The 18,577-nt window shown below is 64.2% G+C and carries 18 protein-coding genes; 11 read left to right on the top strand and 7 right to left on the bottom strand.

The window, feature by feature from the left end; genetic code table 11:
• Positions 1-53: 53 nt before the first annotated feature.
• The gene (locus OOT43_RS18085; RefSeq protein ID WP_266022071.1) at positions 54-1,064 is read left to right on the top strand and encodes an alpha/beta hydrolase; all 1,011 of its coding nucleotides are present in this window, start codon (positions 54-56) and stop codon (positions 1,062-1,064) included.
• A gap of 10 nt (positions 1,065-1,074) precedes the next feature.
• Here the strand turns inward: OOT43_RS18085 and OOT43_RS18080 are convergent, their stop codons facing one another.
• Positions 1,075-3,372 carry a Tex family protein gene (locus tag OOT43_RS18080; protein ID WP_266022070.1) on the bottom strand — a complete coding sequence of 766 codons (2,298 nt, stop codon included), beginning with the start codon at positions 3,370-3,372 and terminating at the stop codon, positions 1,075-1,077.
• Between the two features lie 272 nt (positions 3,373-3,644).
• Between OOT43_RS18080 and OOT43_RS18075 the strand changes: the two genes are divergently transcribed.
• The 9 genes from OOT43_RS18075 (at position 3,645) to OOT43_RS18035 (ending at position 11,116) form a co-directional block, all read left to right on the top strand.
• Positions 3,645-4,004, top strand: a complete 360-nt coding sequence (locus OOT43_RS18075; protein WP_266022069.1) for an HPF/RaiA family ribosome-associated protein — start codon at positions 3,645-3,647, stop codon at positions 4,002-4,004.
• A 139-nt stretch (positions 4,005-4,143) separates the two neighbouring features.
• Entirely contained in the window at positions 4,144-5,268 is a 1,125-nt protein-coding gene (locus OOT43_RS18070) for a Glu/Leu/Phe/Val family dehydrogenase (RefSeq protein WP_266022068.1), read from the top strand.
• A gap of 195 nt (positions 5,269-5,463) precedes the next feature.
• Positions 5,464-6,102 carry a hypothetical protein gene (locus tag OOT43_RS18065; protein ID WP_266022067.1) on the top strand — a complete coding sequence of 213 codons (639 nt, stop codon included), beginning with the start codon at positions 5,464-5,466 and terminating at the stop codon, positions 6,100-6,102.
• Between the two features lie 196 nt (positions 6,103-6,298).
• Entirely contained in the window at positions 6,299-7,159 is an 861-nt protein-coding gene (locus OOT43_RS18060) for a DNA/RNA non-specific endonuclease (RefSeq protein WP_266022066.1), read from the top strand.
• Positions 7,160-7,169: 10 nt separating this feature from the next.
• Positions 7,170-8,486, top strand: coding sequence for a PepSY-associated TM helix domain-containing protein (locus tag OOT43_RS18055; protein ID WP_266022065.1), 1,317 nt, complete (start codon positions 7,170-7,172; stop codon positions 8,484-8,486).
• 256 nt (positions 8,487-8,742) lie between these two features.
• On the top strand, positions 8,743-9,087 hold the full coding sequence (locus OOT43_RS18050) for a hypothetical protein (protein WP_266022064.1): 345 nt from the start codon (positions 8,743-8,745) through the stop codon (positions 9,085-9,087).
• Between the two features lie 179 nt (positions 9,088-9,266).
• The gene (locus tag OOT43_RS18045; RefSeq protein ID WP_266022063.1) at positions 9,267-9,623 is read left to right on the top strand and encodes a hypothetical protein; all 357 of its coding nucleotides are present in this window, start codon (positions 9,267-9,269) and stop codon (positions 9,621-9,623) included.
• Between the two features lie 283 nt (positions 9,624-9,906).
• On the top strand, positions 9,907-10,356 hold the full coding sequence (locus tag OOT43_RS18040; protein WP_266022062.1) for a hypothetical protein: 450 nt from the start codon (positions 9,907-9,909) through the stop codon (positions 10,354-10,356).
• 154 nt (positions 10,357-10,510) lie between these two features.
• Positions 10,511-11,116, top strand: coding sequence for a peroxiredoxin (locus tag OOT43_RS18035; RefSeq protein WP_266022060.1), 606 nt, complete (start codon positions 10,511-10,513; stop codon positions 11,114-11,116).
• Between the two features lie 65 nt (positions 11,117-11,181).
• Here the strand turns inward: OOT43_RS18035 and OOT43_RS18030 are convergent, their stop codons facing one another.
• Together OOT43_RS18030 and cysK are read right to left on the bottom strand one after the other, a co-directional pair.
• Positions 11,182-11,466 (bottom strand): hypothetical protein, encoded by a 285-nt coding sequence (locus tag OOT43_RS18030; RefSeq protein WP_266022059.1) that lies wholly within the window; start codon positions 11,464-11,466, stop codon positions 11,182-11,184.
• 102 nt (positions 11,467-11,568) lie between these two features.
• Positions 11,569-12,501: a cysteine synthase A gene (cysK, locus tag OOT43_RS18025; RefSeq protein WP_266022058.1), complete on the bottom strand. Its 933-nt coding sequence runs from the start codon at positions 12,499-12,501 to the stop codon at positions 11,569-11,571.
• Between the two features lie 187 nt (positions 12,502-12,688).
• Between cysK and OOT43_RS18020 the strand changes: the two genes are divergently transcribed.
• The gene (locus tag OOT43_RS18020) at positions 12,689-13,849 is read left to right on the top strand and encodes a MalY/PatB family protein (RefSeq protein WP_266022057.1); all 1,161 of its coding nucleotides are present in this window, start codon (positions 12,689-12,691) and stop codon (positions 13,847-13,849) included.
• A 10-nt stretch (positions 13,850-13,859) separates the two neighbouring features.
• Here OOT43_RS18020 and OOT43_RS18015 read toward each other — a convergent pair whose 3' ends face one another.
• The 4 genes from OOT43_RS18015 to OOT43_RS18000 all read right to left on the bottom strand — a co-directional run bounded on the left by OOT43_RS18015 (position 13,860) and on the right by OOT43_RS18000 (position 18,505).
• A complete protein-coding gene (locus OOT43_RS18015; RefSeq protein ID WP_266022056.1) occupies positions 13,860-14,324 on the bottom strand; it encodes a metallophosphoesterase family protein in 465 nt (154 codons plus the stop codon).
• A 4-nt stretch (positions 14,325-14,328) separates the two neighbouring features.
• Complete coding sequence (gene zwf, locus OOT43_RS18010; RefSeq protein ID WP_266022055.1) at positions 14,329-15,843, bottom strand: glucose-6-phosphate dehydrogenase; 1,515 nt, start codon at positions 15,841-15,843, stop codon at positions 14,329-14,331.
• Entirely contained in the window at positions 15,840-16,838 is a 999-nt protein-coding gene (gnd, locus tag OOT43_RS18005) for a phosphogluconate dehydrogenase (NAD(+)-dependent, decarboxylating) (RefSeq protein WP_266024952.1), read from the bottom strand. The genes zwf and gnd overlap by 4 nt, the downstream gene beginning before the upstream one ends.
• Positions 16,839-16,975: 137 nt before the next feature.
• The gene (locus tag OOT43_RS18000) at positions 16,976-18,505 is read right to left on the bottom strand and encodes a dynamin family protein (protein WP_266022054.1); all 1,530 of its coding nucleotides are present in this window, start codon (positions 18,503-18,505) and stop codon (positions 16,976-16,978) included.
• Positions 18,506-18,577 lie beyond the last annotated feature (72 nt).

The raw sequence follows: 18,577 nt of genomic DNA, 5'->3' as shown, positions 1-18,577 counted from the left end.
CGTGGGTTCCGGCGGTATAATTCGACATTCATCTCCTCACCGCCACGTCCGCCATGGACCGCCGTTTTGTCCTTGCATCCGGGCCCGCCCTGGTTTGCCTGGCACTGCTCATACTGCAGACAGCCTGCGCCCCTCTGGTAAATCGTCCCGGCCCGACCGTGGCGTTGCCGCAATTGCACGCAGCCCATTTCGTTGCCGCCGATGGCGCGGTGCTGCCGGTCCGGCGCTGGCTGCCGACCGGGGCGCGGCCCAAGGCCGTCATCGTCGCCGTCCACGGCTTCAACGACTACAGCCATGCTTTCGAGCCCTTGGGCAGTTATCTGGAACGCCACGGCATCGGCTGCTACGCCTACGACCAGCGCGGTTTCGGCCTGGCACCGGGGCGCGGGCTCTGGGCGGGGGTCGATACTTACGCCGCGGATCTCGAAACTTTCGTCGGACAGGTCCGGGCCCGGCATCCGGGCGTGCCGGCCTATCTGCTCGGGGAAAGCATGGGCGGCGCCGTGGCCATCGTCGCCATGACCTCCGCCCGGCCTCCGCGGGCCGATGGCCTCATCCTGTCCGCACCGGCGGTGTGGTCGCGCGACACCATGCCGTGGTATCAAAGTTCTTTGCTGGCCCTGAGCTCGCATACCCTCCCCTGGCTCCGCCTCACTGGCGAAGGGCTGGGGGTGATGGCATCGGACAACATCGAGATGCTCCGCGGCCTGGGGCGGGATCCGAACGTCATCAAGGCCACTCGGGTAGACGCGATCCACGGCCTGGCGGACCTGATGGACGCTGCCCAGGAACGGGTCGTTTCGCTGGAGACACCGACCCTCGTGCTCTATGGCGAACGCGACGAGATCATTCCGAGGCCGCCGGTCATGGCCCTGCTGGACAAACTTCCGCCCGGCACCCGCTTCGCCTATTACCGGCAGGGTTATCACCTGCTGCTGCGCGACCTGCAGGCCGAGACGCCCTGGCGCGACATCGCGGCCTGGGTCACGGCACCGGCCGCGCCGCTGCCGTCCGGGGCGGAACGCCAGGCCGCCGGCGGACTCCCCGCAACGGACGGTTCCTGAAACGGTAAACTCAGCGCCCGCGCTTCAAAGCCTGCGTCAGCGCCTCGGCCATCGCGCCTTGCGGCGCCGGCTGCGGAGCGGCTTTGCTGCGCGGCTTGCCGGCCGGCACTCTCGCCTCCCGGCGCGGGGGCTCCGCTTCGCCCTTCGCCGCATCGCTGCGCATGGACAGGGCGATCCGCTTGCGTGGAATGTCCACTTCTACCACCTTCACGCTGACCAGGTCCCCGGCCTTGACCACTTCGCGCGGGTCGCGCACGAACTTGTCCGCCAGGTGAGAGATATGGACCAGACCGTCCTGATGCACGCCGATGTCGACGAAGGCGCCGAAATTGGTGACGTTGGTCACCACGCCTTCCAGCCGCATGCCCGGCTCGAGATCCTTGAGCTCGGTCACGCCTTCCTTGAATCGGGCGGTTTTGAACTCCGGTCGGGGATCGCGGCCGGGCTTCTCCAGTTCGCGGAAGATGTCGGTGACGGTGGGCAGGCCGAACCGCTCGTCCGTGAACTGCTCGGCGTTAACACTGCGCAGGAAGGCCGCGTTGCCGATCAGATCGCGGATGTCTTTGCCGGTGCGCTGGATAATCTTCTCCACCACCGGGTAAGCTTCCGGATGTACGGCGGAGGCGTCCAGCGGATTCTCGCCATTGGCGATGCGCAGGAAGCCCGCGGCCTGCTCGAAGGCCTTGGGACCGAGCCGCGACACCTTCTTCAACTGCTCCCGATTGGCGAACGGCCCATTCTGGTTGCGGTATTCCACGATGTTCTGGCCCAGGCTCTGCGACAGGCCGGAAACGTAGCGCAGCAGCGATACCGAAGCGGTGTTGACGTCCACGCCCACCGCGTTCACGCAATCCTCTACTACCGCATCGAGGCTGCGGCCGAGCTGGGTCTGGTTAACGTCATGCTGGTACTGGCCGACGCCGATCGACTTGGGATCGATCTTGACCAGCTCCGCCAAGGGGTCCTGCAGACGGCGGGCGATGGACACCGCGCCGCGCAGCGACACGTCGAGATCGGGAAACTCGCGCGCCGCCAGTTCCGAAGCCGAATACACCGAAGCCCCCGCCTCCGACACCACGATCCGGGTGACCGGCAATTCCGGATGCCGCTGCATCAGATCCGCCACCAGCTGGTCGGTCTCGCGTGAGGCAGTACCGTTGCCGATGCTCACCAGATTAACGCCGTGACGGGCGATCAGCACGGCCAGCGTGGCGATGGACTGATCCCACTGGTTTCTGGGCACGTGCGGATAAATCGTATCGGTCGCCACCAGTTTGCCGGTGCCGTCGACGACGGCGACCTTGACCCCGGTGCGCAGCCCCGGATCCAACCCCATCGTGGCACGCTGGCCCGCCGGCGCGGCCAGCAGCAGGTCCTTCAAATTGCTGGCAAAGACTCGGATCGCCTCGGCCTCCGCCGCCTCGCGCAGGCGTTGCATCAGATCGAGTTCGATGCGGGTCAGGAGTTTCACCTTCCAAGCCAACCGCACGGTTTCCAACAACCAGGAGTCGGCAGGACGGCCGCGGCCGGCGATGCCAAAGGTGCTGGCGATGCGATGCTCGGCAAAACGGTGGCCGGCTTCCTCGTCCTTGGCTACCCTCAGATCCAGCAGCAGGACGTCTTCGTTGCGCCCGCGCAGCAGCGCCAGGGCGCGGTGCGAGGGAATCCTGGCCAGCGCTTCCTGATATTCGAAGTAGTCCTTGAACTTCGCGCCCTCCTGCTCCTTGCCGTTGGCAAGGGAGGAAACCAGGACCCCCTCGTTCCAGACCTTTTCGCGCAATTCGCCCGCCAGCGCGGCCTCCTCGGCGAAACGCTCCATCAGTATCTGGCGGGCACCGTCCAGGGCAGCTGCGGCGTCCGCCACACCTTTGTCCGGATCGACGTAGCCGGCCGCCGCAAAATTCGGTTCGAGCCCGGGATCGGCCAGCAGCGCATCGGCCAGCGGCTCCAAGCCCGCCTCGCGGGCGATCTGCGCCTTGGTCCGCCGCTTCGGCTTGTAGGGAAGATACAGGTCTTCGAGCACCGTCTTGGTGTCGGCCTCACGTATGGCCTGCTCCAGATCCGGCGTCAGCTTGCCCTGTTCGGCGATGCTGGCCAAAACAGCTTCGCGCCGATCGTTCAGCTCACGCAGATAGGTAAGCCGGACCTCCAGCGTCCGCAATTGGGTATCGTCCAGGCCACCGGTCGCTTCCTTGCGGTAGCGCGCGATGAAAGGCACGGTGGCGCCTTCGTCCAACAACGCCGCCGCGGCTTGTACCTGGCGTATCTGGACGCCGAGTTCCTGCGCGATACGAGCGATCACATCCATCGTCTTGGATCCTTAATGAGGCCAGTGGAAGGGCCCGGATTTTAACAGCCCCGCCCCTTGCGACACAGTCGGAGCAACGACGATTCCGGGCCACCCCCGTTCGACACCGCCCTAAAGCAATGCAATAATACGCAATTGCGCCGTAATTTAACGCGCGCCTCGCGACCGGGAAGAGTGGGCCGGCTCGACATGAGCGCCAAAAAAAGACGAAGGCCGCCGCTCGATGCCTCTTCCCAAGCTCATACTCATTCGAAAAGTTATCGGGATCGATTATGCAAGTACCTCTGGAGATTACGTTTCGTGGCATTCCGCACTCCGACGCGGTGGAGACCCGGATTCGCGAAAAAGCGGGCAAACTGGAGCAGTTCTGCGACCACATCATCAGCTGCCGGGTTGCCGTGGAAGCCGAGCACCATCACCAGCACCAGGGTAATCTCTACCACGTGCGCATCGATCTGGCCGTTCCGAACAAGCATCTGGTAGTCAGCCGGGAACATCATGACAAGCAGGCTCACGAGGACGTCTACGTCGCGCTGCGCGATGCGTTCGATGCGCTCAAGCGCCAGCTCGAGGAATATGTCCGCATCCAGCGCGGCGAAGTAAAAAACCATCAGGCGCCGCAAGCGATCTGAAGCTCCAAGGACCCGCCGCGCCGCGGGCGGGTCCCCTCGAAAATCCATCCACTTTGCAGCAGACCAACCCCCAACTGTAATACGGGCGGGTTAGCCTGTTAGGCTTGACGACGATCAGTCCTGCCTACAGGAGCCTTGCATGAGGGACATATTCGACCCCGCCGACGAGTTCGGCCCCGCCCGCATCATCCATGTCTGGGAGCCTTCGATCGAACTGAAGGCAACCGTCATCATCGACAACAACGCATTGGGACCGGCGATCGGCGGGCTGCGCATCGTTTCCGCCGCATCTACCGCCGACTGCTGCCGCCTCGCCCGCACCATGACTCTCAAGAGCGCCGCGGCCGACCTACCCCATGGCGGGGGCGTCGCGGTACTCCACCAGGCTCCGGGAAACCCGCAAACCGCGCGCAGGCAGCATCTGGTGCGGGCGCTGGCGGCCGCGCTGCGCAGCGAAGACCAGTTCATCTTCGCGCCGGACATGGGATCCGACGAAACCGTCATGGCCTGGCTCCGGGACGAAAATGCCAGAGCGGTCGGTCTGCCGCGGGAACTGGGCGGCATCGCACTGAGCCGGATCGGCGCCGCCGGGTGGGGGCTCTACCACGCCACCGAAGTGGCGGCGCTGTACTGCGGCTTCAAACTCGAAGATGCCAGGGTCGTCATCCACGGATTCGGCACGGTCGGCCAGAACACCGCCCGCTACCTCGCGGAAAACGGCGCCGTCGTCGTGGGCGTATCCGACAGCGGGGGGACGCTTTACCATCCCCGTGGCCTCGACATTGGAGAATTGGTCGCCATCAAGAAGAGCGGCGGCAGTGTCGCGGATTCGACCGAAGGCGAACGCCTCGAGCGGGATGCCGCGGTCGATCTGGACTGCGACATCTGGATACCGGCCGCCGGCGCCGACGCCATCACCCTGGACAACGTTGCCCGACTCAAGTCCCGGCTGGTGATCGAAGCCGCCGATGCATCGCTTGCGCCCGCGGCGGAGCGCTATCTCCATGAAAAAGGCGTCATCTGCGTCCCAGACTTCATCGCCAACGCCGGCGGCCTGATCGGAGCGGCGATGGAATTCCGCGGCGCCAACAAGGCCCAGGTGCTGAGCGCCATCAAGGAAAAAATCCGCCGCAACACGGAGAAAGTTCTGCAGTCGGTCGAAACCGACGGCAGCCTGCCACGCCATGCGGCGACTTTGCTTGCGACGAAACCGATCGTCAAAGCCATGGGCTACCGCCGCTGGAGCAGCCTTCCCGCGAGCTAAGGAGTTGGGCTGCCGCCCATTCCTGACCGCCTCACCGAGGGTTTTCACACAGTGTACAGTGCGTTCGCGCCTGTGCTATAAAGCCACGCGATCCGTCGCGCTTGCTGCGAGCGTACCATACGGACATTACGCTGTTCTGACGAACAGACCATCAATCCCTGTTCTAGACGGAAAAGTGGTTACAGAAACATGGCGATGCAGAATTCAAAGAACGCGCTTCATTTCATGAAAGCCGGCGCCCTTTCCCTGGTCCTCGCCGGCATGATCGCAGGCTGCGGCGACAACGGCGGCTCCATCCCCGCGGCGTCGAGGTCGGAAGCCCGCATCAGCGGAAACGTCAGCGACCAGACCGGCCCGATCAATGAAGGACGCCTGCAGGTCACCGACAAGAACGGCGCGGTCATCACTTCGTTCGACCTGAACGACACCAACCATTTCGAACTCGCCGTCCCCGCCGGTACGGCCTATCCTATCGTCATCACCGTGACGCCAACGGACCCGAGTGCCGCGTCCACGGCGCCGGTGAAAGCCGTGGTGACCAGCGACATCGCCGACCGTCAGGACGTCACCGCCGTTTCGACCATCGTGGTCGATTCCGCCATCGCCCTGGGCGGGCTGACCGCCGAGAACATCGCGAAAGCGTCGGGCGGGGCGATCGGATTGCGCCAGAGCGCGGGGGTCAGCGCCGGAGCCGGCGGCGGCGGCGCGGGTCCGGGCCAGAGCGGCGGCGGCACCGGCCGCGGAGGCCACGGCGGACATGGCGCAACCGAAGGCGGCCACGGTACTCACTCGGCGGCCACCCCCGGTCCGGACGCGCAACCCATGCAACACTGAGCACGCGGCACTTCCGGCGCCCGGCAAGCCGCCCGACCGGTCAACACCGGTTCGGCGGCTTTGCCGTTTCTCCAATAGCGATAATCCGATCCGCTTGCCGCCATTCCTCCCCTTCTCCAGCCACCGAACGGGACAATACCCGGGCCAAGTCGCATTCCCGTCGGCACGCCTGCCCAGCCTCCTTCAGGCCTCGGTTTTGGGGCTGGCCCTGATCGCCGCATCGGCCTTGTACGCCTACGAGGTCTTCCATGCCAGACCCCGCATGGCTTACCTGGGCGTTCCCCGCGCAACCGACTGGAAACAGCCGCGAACCTGGACTCACGTGCTCCGCAACCACGGTTTCATGCTCGGCTATTCGGAGTTGCGCGGCAATCCGCTTTGGGTCACCTTCGCTCTGCGGCAGGCTGCTCACACCGGAGCGACTCACCGCCGCCCCGGCCATTTCAGCGCCGACTGGCGCAATCTGACGCGGATTAGCCCCGAAGACTATACCCGCAGCGGCTACGACCGGGGACACATGGCGCCCAACCACGCGATGGACCTGCTGTTCGGCCGGCCTGGGCAACTCGACAGTTTCCTGATGACCAACGTCGTTCCGCAAAAGCCCGAACTGAACCGCAAGCTTTGGGAGCGCCTGGAGGAAGCCGAGTTCGACCATTTCGCCCGCCTGTTCGATCCGGTCTGGGTCGTCACGGGCCCGCTGTTCGACGCCCGGACGGAGCGGCTGAAATCGGCTTTCAGGGTCGAAATTCCCGATGCCCTCTTCCGCATCTATGCCGCTCCGGGCGCGTCGAGCGAACCGCGCCTCCTGGCCTTCGTGATGCCGCAGGACGCTCCCGGAAACGCGCCGCTGGACCGTTTCCTGACCAGCGTCGATACGATCGAGGCCCTGTCCGGCCTGGATTTTTTCCACGAACTCGAAGACGCCGAGGAAGAACGACTGGAAGCGGCAATAGCGGCGGACCCCTGGGGACTGCAGGAAGCGGCCCGGCTGCCGGGACGGTTTGCTTCGAAGCATCGCCGGCAAACCCCGGCCTCATCCTCCACGGAACCTTGAGAAAAACGGAATGACTACGAACCGGCGGCGCCGTCGCCAGCACTGGCTCAGGATTCATTCGACCCTCGCCTTGAGCGTCGGGTTTCTGTTCGTCCTCACAGGATTCACCGGCAGCCTGAACCTGATCGGACCCGAACTCGACCGTTGGCTCAATCCGGAGCTCACGGTGATCCCCCGCCCCGGCACCGAGTTGTCGCCGGACCAGTTGATGGCATCCGTGAAATCCGCCCACCCCAGACGTTTCGGGGCTTGGCGGCTGCAATTCCCGGAGTCGTCCGACAGCCCGGCGATCGCCTGGTACGACAAACCGGTCGAAACCAGTGAAGAACCGTACGCCCCGCTCATGGTGGCCATCGATCCCTACACCGGAGGAATACTGGCGAACCGGTTCTGGGGACATACGTTCGCGAGTTGGGTCTACCGCCTGCATTCCCAATGGCTGCTCGGCGGATTCGGCCGGACGCTCGTCGGCCTGACCGGCCTGGCGCTCTTGGCCAGCCTCGTGACCGGCCTGCGCCTATGGCTGCCGGCCAGGCACCGCCTGCGGCAGGCGCTGACGGTCAAACCCAGGGCCGGTTTCAAGCGCAGGATTTTCGATCTGCACCGGGTCGCCGGCATTTACGGCCTGCCGATACTGATGACTGCCGTCCTCACCGGGCTGCATCTCGCTTTTCCCTCGTTATTGACGACCGTGACCGGCACCTCGGACTTCGGGCATCATGAGGCGCCCGATGCGGAAGAAACCGCCGCTTCGTCCGCCGTTTCCGACAGCCCGCTGAACCTGGCCCAGGCCATACTGATGGCCCGCGGCTTGTTTCCGAACGCCGCCGTCGACGGCGTGACCACCCCGCGCGCAAGCAACGGCATGTACCGGGTGGACTTCCGCAGGCCCGGAGAGCATCACGCCCTTACCGCCGTCTGGGTGGACCCCTACAGCGGCCAAATCCGCCAGAGCCGCAACTCCGCCAACTTCAGCCGGGGTCAGCGCTTCGTCGACGCCATCCGCCCATTGCACAACGGCAGCCTGCTCGGCACGACCGGCCGCATCCTGGCATTCCTGGCGGGTTTCCTTCCCCTGGCGCTCTACCTGACCGGCATGATCCACTGGCTGCACAAGCGGCGGATCGACGTAGTCCGCTATTGTCCCCGCCTTCCTCCCGAATGGATCGGGCTTTGGCACCGCCATTGGCCTGAACTGAAGGGCCTGATGTCGGCTTTCGCCCGCACCGCGGCGATGGAAATCGCACATGTGGTATCCGTACTGTTCCGCAGAGTGCGGGAGCTTTGGACGGAACGGCAGCACCGCCGGGCGCCCCCACAAGAGTAACGCCGGCTCGGACCGTCACAATGTCGTGTACGACGCAAGACTAAAATCTTGTTATATTCGTTTTCAGGGTTTTCCCACGACGAAAACCAGGATTTTCTGCCGCCGCTCCCAAAGCCCGGCGGCGGAAAAATCGGCTCAACTGTGTTAGCAGGAGAAAGTATTGATGGCTAAGAGACCTTCATCCCGAGCTTCTCAGGATACCGATGTAGAAAGCACCGTTGAAACCTCGACCGAGTTTTCCGCAGCGGAAACTTCGGTGGAATCCACTGCCGAAACGGAAGCCTCCAAGTCCACAGCGCTCACGGCGGTCGCTGTGGCCGTGGAAGGCCTGAAGGAAGGCGCCAGTCAGGCGCGCAAGGCCGCGGGCGAATTCGTTCCCGCCTTGGGACGCACCGTCTCCAAGGTCGTCTATACGGGCTCTTACGGCATCACCTACGGCGTGGTGTTCGGCGGCCTGATGATCGGCAGCCTGATTCCCAAGAACAGCGCCATGGCCAAAGGCGTGTGCGACGGCGCGGACTCCGCGGTCAAGGCTTTCACCAAGCACAAGGAAGACCAGGCATCGATCGCTGCTTCCGAGGAAAGCGTGGCAACGACCTGAGCCCCTCCGCAACCGACGCAGTTCTTCGCTATCCCCGCTCCCTGCGGGGATAGTTTTTTCCTCCCCCTGGCGATAGCGGTGCCAAGGCAAGCCATCCCCGGCCCAAAAAATTTCATCCTTCTGTAACGGCGGAAGCGCAGACTGCGAAGCCCCAGGTTCTCGTCATGCGGCAACAATCCGTGGCAATACCCGAAGAAAAGGCAGTAACAGAACGCCCGCGGAAAACTCCCGCCAGTGAAATCCGCCTGCCGGCGCGTATCGATCACCCCGAGCCTGGAACGGCCATCCGTTATCTCGAAAGCCTGCCGCGCGACGTCGGCTGGCTGTTGGTGACTGCCGGCATCGTCGCCGAAGTGGCACCGGGCGTTATCGGGACGCCTTTCTGGGTCGCCGGCACGCTCATTCTCTGGCCGCGGATGGGGCACCGCATGGAGCGCTGGATGCACCGGCGCGCGCCCAAAGTCCTCTATGGCGGGTTGAGGCAGATCGACCGTTTCCTCACCGACCTGGAACGGCGCTATCCGCGGGCGCCTTGAGGGCGGGCGGCACCGAGTGATCCAGCGCGATTTCCCTCGCTCCTGGGTGAGTCCACACAGCCGACGTCATACTCCGTTAAATTCGGAACGCTATCCTGATCGCCGAATCAAGCGGTCTCCCGCGGCCCGAATGCGCCGGCAATGACCGTGGCACTTTATTTGCTGAATGGAATCTCGAATGGGCGGCAGCGAACACCCGGGACCTTCCCCGCGTCATCGCTTACCCGTCCTAGACCTTGCAGGTCATCCTGCTACTCCCGCTGAACGAAAAACGGAGCCGCATATGTCTGATCCCTTCACCGGCCTGAATCGGGGACATCTGCACCCGCCGCACCTTCCGCCGCAAAGCGTCTCCGGGGTCAAACCAGGGGTACCGCTGGGCTTGGAAGCTTTGTGCGAACGCCTCGGCCTGCTGGCCAATATCGGCCTGCCCTGCATGGTTTATCTGAGCAGCACGGGAGTGGGGCAGTTGTTCATGGGCCCCTTGCGCCGATGCGTACGGGAAAGCGGACACATCGTGATAGAAGGCGATCAATTCAGCCTCGGGCTGGAAGAGCGAATGATCGGACAGATTTACCTGGCGGACCAGGACGACGATGCTCAATCCGGAGCCGCCGTCGAGCTCTATCACCGCGACGGCGGCCTGATCACACGCATCTGCGGACTCCCGGATCCCGTGATCGGCGCGGTATGGCAGGACCTGATGGACGCCTTCTCGCACTCCACGCTGTGAACACCGGCGCTGGTCTATTTCTGAGTATTTTTGTGTACAATCCGGTTGCCGATTTCCGGCTCTCTCTCAAATTTAGAGGGTCGCCGGGCTGGACCTGAGGTTTCGCCCGGCACCGCGATTCAACACCGTCCATTCATTCAAAGGAGATCTGTAAATGAGCGTTCTCGTAGGCAAACCGGCCCCGGATTTCAAAGCCGCGGCGGTCCTCGGCTGCGGCACCATCGTCGACAGCTACTGGTTTTCGAAGGAAACGAAGGGCAAGTACGCCGCCATCGTGTTCTACCCGCTGGATTTCACTTTCGTCTGCCCGTCGGAACTGATCGCATTGGATCACCGCGTCGATGAGCTCAAGAAGCGCGGCGTGGAAGTGATCGGCGTTTCGGTGGACTCCCAGTTCACCCACAATGCTTGGCGCAACACCCCGGTCGACAAGGGCGGCATCGGACCGGTCAAGTACACCCTGGTCGCCGACGTCAGCCATGCGATTGCCAAGGCTTACGATGTCGAAGTCGAAGGCGCGGCCGTGGCCTATCGCGGCACCTTCCTGATCGACAAGTCCGGCCTCGTGCGCCATCAGGTCGTCAACGACCTGCCGCTGGGCCGCAACATGGACGAACTGATTCGCATGGTGGACGCCCTGCAGTTCCACGAGGAGCACGGCGAAGTCTGCCCGGCCGGCTGGAACAAGGGCCAGAGCGGCATGAAGGCCGACCCGGAAGGCGTCGCCACCTATCTGAGCCAGAACGCCGACAAGCTGTAATCCCTGCGGCGCCAAGTTCAAACAAAACGCGGGCGGAGCCGGTCTCCCCCGCGCTTTTTCTTGGCTCAACCGTTGGTCGGAGCCCGCAGCAGGAAATAATGGCGAACGGCTACCGCCACCACCGCCCCCACCACCACGGATGAATGCCCGATCACACCGGCCATCATGACGGCCGATCTGGCATGGAACTCGGCCATCAGGGGTTTGGCCACGACCAGACTCCAGACGAAATTCGGTACGTAATAGGCCAGCAGACCGGCAAATGCCCATTGCACCGCGGGCAACCCGCGCCCTTCGGCCGAACGGTAGAACCAGATCGCTATCAGAATTGCGACTATGCCGCCGATCATAATTTCTCCTCCATCGTTTTCTTATTTCGACACGGGCCTTCGCCCCACCGGACCGATAAGATACAGGACTCGCAGCCCCGGTTCACGCCGCTACCCGAACCGTCAGTCCGCCAGATCCGCGAATAGCGCGGTGCTGAGGTAACGCTCGCCGAACGAGGGGATGATCGTGACGATCAGCTTTCCGGCATTTTCCGGACGGCGCGCCAATTCCAGCGCGGCCCACAGCGCCGCACCCGAGGAAATGCCCACCAGCAGCCCCTCTTCGCGGGCCGCACGCCGGGCGAATTCGAAGGCGTCGTCGCTCTTCACCCGGATGACCTCGTCGTAAATCGAGGTATTCAGAATCGGGGGTACGAAGCCGGCGCCGATGCCCTGGATCGGATGCGGCCCCTTCTCGCCGCCGGAGAGCACCGGCGACGCATCCGGCTCCACCGCGACGCATTGGAGGGTAGGCTTGCGCGATTTCAGCACCTCGCCGATCCCGGTGACCGTGCCGCCGGTGCCGACCCCGGCCACGACGATATCGACCTTGCCGTCGGTATCGCGCCAGATTTCCTCCGCCGTGGTCTTGCGATGAACCTCTGGATTCGCCGCGTTCTTGAACTGCTGCGGCATGAAATACTTCGAATCCGAAGCCGCCAGTTCCTCCGCCTTGCGGATCGCTCCGCCCATACCCTCCGGGCCCGGCGTCAGGATCAGCTCGGCCCCGTAGGCCCGCAGCAGCATGCGACGCTCCTTGCTCATGGTTTCGGGCATGGTCAGTAAGCAGCGGTAGCCGCGCGCGGCGCAGACCATGGCCAGGGCGATGCCGGTGTTGCCGCTGGTGGGTTCGACGATGACGGTGTCCGGGCCGATCAGGCCGGCTTGCTCGGCGGCGTCGATCATCGCCGCGCCGATGCGGTCCTTGACGCTGTGGGCCGGGTTAAAGAATTCGAGCTTGGCGACGACCTCCGCCCCGCAGCCTGCGCTGAGCCGGCGGATTCGAACCAAGGGGGTATTGCCGATGAGATCGGTGACGCTGTTGGCGATTTTCATGGGTCTGGCACTCGAAAGATTCCAAGGGTGATGAGGGCTTGAGCGGAGCATGCACCGCTCGTCGCGGCATTCTATATCCCCAGAAGGCAAGTGGGTTATTTCTTTTGTGAAGCGCTGCATCACCGCCCTTCGGCGGCGCCATCCGTTAAACTTTAGGATCTTTGAACGACTCCAGGAGAACAACCGGGTGGCTTCGGACTTCGACCTCGAAATCCCGCGCACGGGCACCGCATCCGTCAAATACGAGGGGCGCGGCGCCTATTTCGGCAGCGACGACGTGATTCCGCTGTGGATCGCCGACATGGACTTCGCCGCGCCGCCGGCAATCACGCAGGCCTTGGCGGAACGCGCGGCCCATCCGATTTACGGCTACACCCTGTGCCCGGACAGCCTGTACGAAGCACTGATCGCCTGGATGAAGAAACGTCACGGCTGGGAAATCCGGGAGGAATGGATACTCCTTTCCCCCGGCGTGGTGCCCTCGCTCCACGCCGCGGTGATGGCCTTCACGCAACCCGGCGACCCCGTGGTGATTCAGCCGCCCGTCTACCATCCCTTCTTCACGGCGGTCACCGTTCCCGGCCGCCGGCTGGCGCTGAATCCACTGCGGCTGGAGCAGGGGCGGTACCGGATGGACTACGAGGGGCTGGAGCGCTGGGCCGCCGAAGGCGCCCGGCTCCTGATCCTGTGCTCGCCGCACAACCCGGTCGGGCGGGTGTGGTCGCAGGACGAACTGGCGGAAGTGGCACGCATCGCCGACCGCTATGGCATGACCGTGCTGTCCGACGAAATCCATCACGATCTGGTTTATCCAGGCTACCGGCACACGCCGCTGGCCGCGCTGGCGGACAACGCCCCCACCATCCTGACCGCGGTCGCACCGTCCAAGACTTTCAACATCCCCGGCTTAGGCCTGTCCGCCCTCATCGTCCCGGACGCCGGCCGGCGCAAGGCGCTGCGTGAGATCTACGAACTGTTCCACATCGGCGCCTCGACACCGTTCGGCCTCACCGCCTTCGAAGCCGCCTACCGCGAGGGCGAAGGCTGGCTGGAGCGTTTGCTGCCCTATCTCGCCGAGACCCGCGACTTCGTGGCCGATTTCCTCGGCCGCCACGCGCCGGCCATCCGGCCGATCCCGACGGAGGGAACCTATCTGGTCTGGCTGGATTGCCGCGCACTGGGCATGAGCGATGCGGAACTGAAGCAATTCTTCGTACGCAAGGCGCGGGTCGGCATGAATCCCGGAATCACGTTCGGCGAAGCCGGCAGCGGGTTCATGCGCCTCAACATCGGCGCCCCGAGGCGCATCATCGCCGAGGCATTGGAGCGTATCGCCGGCGCGTTTTGAAAACCCGGCATCAGACGGCGATCCATTCGATCCGGGCCGAAGGCGCGCCGTCGGCGATGTCGAGCAGGGCCACGCTGACCGGCAGCTTGAAACGCCGGGGACCGGCGCTGCCCGGATTGAGATAGAGCACCCCGCCGCTTTCGCGGATCGCAGCGCGGTGGGAATGGCCGGAAACCACGACGCCGAAACCTTCGGCCACCGGGTCGATCGCCAGCGCTTGCAAGTCGTGCAGCACGTAGCAGGCAAGGCCCGGGCATTCGACTACCGCGGTTTCGGCAAGGCTCTCGGCCCAGGCGCCGCGGTCGTTGTTGCCGCGCACAGCCACCACCGGCGCCAATTCGCGCAGGCCATCGAGAATCCCGGGATGGCCGATATCGCCGGCATGGAGAATGAGATCGCTGCCCGCCAGCAGCGCGACGGCCTCCGGACGCAGCAGGCCGTGGGTATCGGCGATCAGCCCGATGCGCTTCGGCACCGGACTACACGGCGTTGGCCCAATGCCGGCCGTCCTCTTCCAGCAGCTCGTCGGCTTCTTTCGGCCCCCAGGTCCCAGCGGCATAATTGGGGAACGCGCGCGGCGGCAGCGCCTTCCAGACGTCGAGAATGGGCTGGATGACGCTCCAGCCGGCCTCGACCATGTCAGCGCGCTGGAACAGCGTGGCATCGCCGGTCATGCAGTCGTGTAGCAGCCGTTCGTAGCCGGTGCTGGAACTCGCGCCGAAATAGTCCTCGTAGTCGAAATCCATCTTGACCGCGCCCAGCTTCATGACCGGGCCGGGCTCCTTGGCGCCGAACTGGAGCGAGATGCCTTCGTTCGGCTGCAGATGGATCACCAGCCGGTTGGTCTGCAACTGCTCGATCTGGGTGTTCCGGAACAGGACCAGGGGCGCGCGCCGGAACTGGATCGCGATCTCCGTCACCCGCTTGGGCATGCGCTTGCCGGTGCGCAGATAGAACGGCACGCCGGCCCAGCGCCAGTTGTCCAGGTTCAGCTTCAGGGCCACGAAGGTCTCGGTATGCGAATCCGGCGCCACGTTCGGCTCGGCGCGGTAGGCCGGCACCGGCTCGCCGTCCACCGAACCTTCCCGGTATTGGCCGCGGGCCATCCTGCTCAGCACCTCTTCCGGCGTCGGCGCCTGGATGGCGCGCAGCACCTTGGTCTGTTCATCACGCACCGCGTCGGCCTCGAACGAAATCGGCGGCTCCATGGCCGTCAGCGACAGCAGTTGGAACAAATGGTTGGGCACCATGTCGCGCATGCAGCCGGCATTCTCGTAGTACCCGCCGCGCCGTTCCACGCCGACGGTCTCGGCGGCGGTGATCTGCACGTGGTCGATGTAGCGGCGGTTCCAGATCGGTTCGAAGATGCTGTTGGCGAAGCGGAACACCATGATGTTCTGCACGGTTTCCTTGCCGAGGTAATGGTCGATCCGGTAGATCTGGTGCTCGTGCAGCACCTGCCTGATCTCGGCATTCAGCGCCCTGGCCGAGTCCAGATCACGCCCGAACGGCTTCTCGATGATGACCCGCCGCCAGTGGCCGGCGGGCTCCTGCGCCATACCCGCCCGGCCGAGCTGCTGGACGATTTCGCCGAAGAACATCGGCGCAGTCGCGAGGTAGTAGAAATGGTTGTCCTCGATGCCGAGTTCGCCCCGGACCCGGTCGCACAGGTCCTTCAGCCGGCGGTAGTAATCGGCGTCGCGGAAATCGCCCTGGGCGAAGAAGATGCGCTCCTCCAGCCCACCCCACAGGGCATCGTCCAGCTCTACCGCGGCGAATTCGTGGATCGCTTCGGAAAGATGGCGGCGGAAGGCTTCCGTATCCATGTCGTCGAAGGCAGCGCCGACCACCGCGAATTTCTTCGCCAGCAGCCCCGCCTTGGCGAGGTTGTACAGGGCCGGCACCAGCTTGCGCTTGGTCAGGTCCCCGGTGGCCCCGAAGATGACCATGACGCAGGAATCCCCGATATGCACCGGCGAGAATTCGACGTTCATGACTTTTCCTCATGCCCGCCGAAAGCGAAACGCATCGCCGATAGAACCTTGCGAGCGAATTCATCCTCACCCTGGGAGGAAAAACGCTGGTATAGCGCGGCGCTGAGCACCGGCGCCGGGGTGCCTTGGTCGATGGCGGTCGCTACCGTCCAGCGGCCCTCGCCGGAATCGGACACCCTGCCGCTGAACTTCGCCAGATCGGGATCGCCGCCCAGCACCTCGGCGGTGAGGTCGAGCAGCCACGAGGACACCACGCTGCCGCGCCGCCACAACTCGGCGATGTCGGCGACCGGCAGGTCGTAGCGGTAATGCTCGGGATGGCGCAGGGGCGCGGTTTCGGCATCCTGAGTCTTGCCCGCCTTGCCGATATTGGCGCGGCTGAGGATGTTGAATCCTTCGGAATAAGCCGCCATCAGGCCGTACTCGATGCCATTGTGGACCATCTTGACGAAATGCCCGGCGCCGGCAGGCCCGCAATGGAGATAACCCTGCTCGGCAGTGCCGCGGCTGTCCTCGCGGCTGGCAGTTTCGGCAATCTGGCCCCTGCCCGGCGCCAGTGCCTTAAAGATCGGCTCCAAAAGAGCCACGGGCCCAGCTTCGCCTCCGATCATGAGGCAATAGCCGCGTTCCAACCCCCAGACGCCGCCGCTGGTCCCCACGTCCACGTAGTGCAGCCCGCGCTCGGCCAGACTTTCCGCGCGCCGGATGTCATCGACGTAATTGGAGTTGCCGCCGTCGATCAGGATGTCTCCGGGTTCCAGTACGCCGGCGAGTTGCTCCGCCATGCGGTCGACCGCAGCGGCCGGCAGCATCAGCCAAACCGGCCGCGGCGGGGCGAGTGCCGCCGCAAACGCCTCGAGCGAAGATGCGCCGACCGCGCCTTCCGCCGCCAGGGCTTCGACCGCAGCCCGGTCGAGGTCGAACACCACGCACTCATGGCCGGCGCGCAGCAGCCGCCGAACCATGTTAGCCCCCATTCGGCCCAAGCCGATCATTCCCAATTGCATCTCAAACCTCCCGTTGAATGTCCGCGCTCCGGCCTGCATGCGTTTGCACGCGCCGCGCAGCCGAAAGCCTATCGCCGGAATATGAAACTTTTGGCCCCTTCGACGCGAAGGGACGACCAGGCGAGCTAGGGAGATTCTTGTTCAGGCCGGGTGGGCAACTCCTGCGACGGCTCCGGGCCTGGCTCCATCTCGTCCGGAATCGCTGAAACCGGCTCGGCCGCAGACTCGATTTCCAGCGGTAATACCGTCTCGACCGGCCGCACTGTTTCCGACCTGCCCGACGGATTCGTGTACAAATCGTTCAGCGACTGGATCGATTCCTTGCAGCGCTGCCGGATCGAGAACAGCTGCGCCTCGCAGCGCCGGCTCCAGCCCATGAGTCCGGGCTTGCGGAAAAACGGCCACGGCAAGGCATTCGCCCGGAAACCGCGGACCATGTCCCAGCGGATGTTGAGCGTCTTCTGCCGCTTCTTCAGGGTTCGCACCCCCAGCGCTGAAAAAAACTTGCTCAGCACGACATGGACCCGCGACCACACCAGCAGCAGGCCCGCCAGCACGCCCGAACCCGCCATCACCAGGAGGTTCGGTTCCAGCGGGACGAACTCCACCATGCCATATCCGGCGGCCCCCAGCACCGGCAGGAAGGTCGCGCAGTCGGTCCGGATCAGGCGCTTGCGGTAGGTCTTGAAGACCTTCTCGATCTCGGGCAACGCCACATCCTGGAATTCCTCGACCAGGCGTTCCAGGGTGCCGAGGATGCGGTAGGAGCGCTCGATTTCGAGCTGCTGAATGCGTGCGTTGATCTCCGCCCAGTCGCGGTCGCGGCGCTGCAGATAGCGCTGGCGCAGGGTCTCGTCGGCAATGGGCACGGATACGTCGGGCGAGAAGATGGTGTAGAACCGCCCGGTGACCAGCCCCGATTCGGCCAGGGCCCGGTGCCAGGCCGCTACGACCTCCTCTGGATTGTCCTCCCGTGCCGTCGTGTCCATTTGGTTGAGAATGAACAGGAATTTGTTGGAGTCGTGGCGCTTGATGGTCTCGGTCACCAGATAGCGCAAGGTGTCCTTCATCGCACCGGGTTCGGGATGGCGGGCGTCGAAAAACACCAGTACCAGGTCCGAGATGTCGATGATGTGCTTGGTGATCGCCAGGATGGTATCGCGCTGTGGATCGGCGTCGAATCCGGGAGAATCGATAATGATCTTGCCCTTGAGGAAAGGGCTGCCGCAGGTCTTAAGCTGCAGATAGGCGTTGATGCGGTCGCCCTCGCCCTGCAGCACCTGGTCGATTTCCTTGCTGATCTGAAAGAAAGGGAAGCGGGGATCGGCATCCAGGGCGATGCCCGGCAGCGTCCGGGATTCCGTATCGTCGGAATAGCTCAGGACCGTGAACTTGTCGTCCACGGCCTGGTTGCCGGTACGCTGGATCCTGGTTTGCAGCAAGTGGTTGATGAAGGTCGACTTGCCGGCGGAAAACGTACCCAACACCGAAATCACCGGCCACCAGGATATCTGGCCGGCGCTGGCGTATTCCGGGTCGATCAGGCCCAGTTCGCGGGCGACGTTGTCCAATTCCTCGAAACTCCGCGCCGCGCCCAGCAGCACCGGATTTTCCTGGGTGAGATGCCTTTCGAGATTTTCGGAGTAGTTGGTCATGGCTTCCTGTTTGCGGAACCGGCTTGCACGGCGCCGATAGTTCAAGACCGCGACACTTTACGTGTTCCGGGC

Source organism: Methylococcus mesophilus (assembly GCF_026247885.1).
GTDB classification, from domain to species: Bacteria; Pseudomonadota; Gammaproteobacteria; order Methylococcales; family Methylococcaceae; genus Methylococcus; species Methylococcus mesophilus.
The sequence above is the reverse complement of the archived record's forward strand: the minus strand, read 5'-3'. Positions and strand labels throughout refer to the sequence as shown.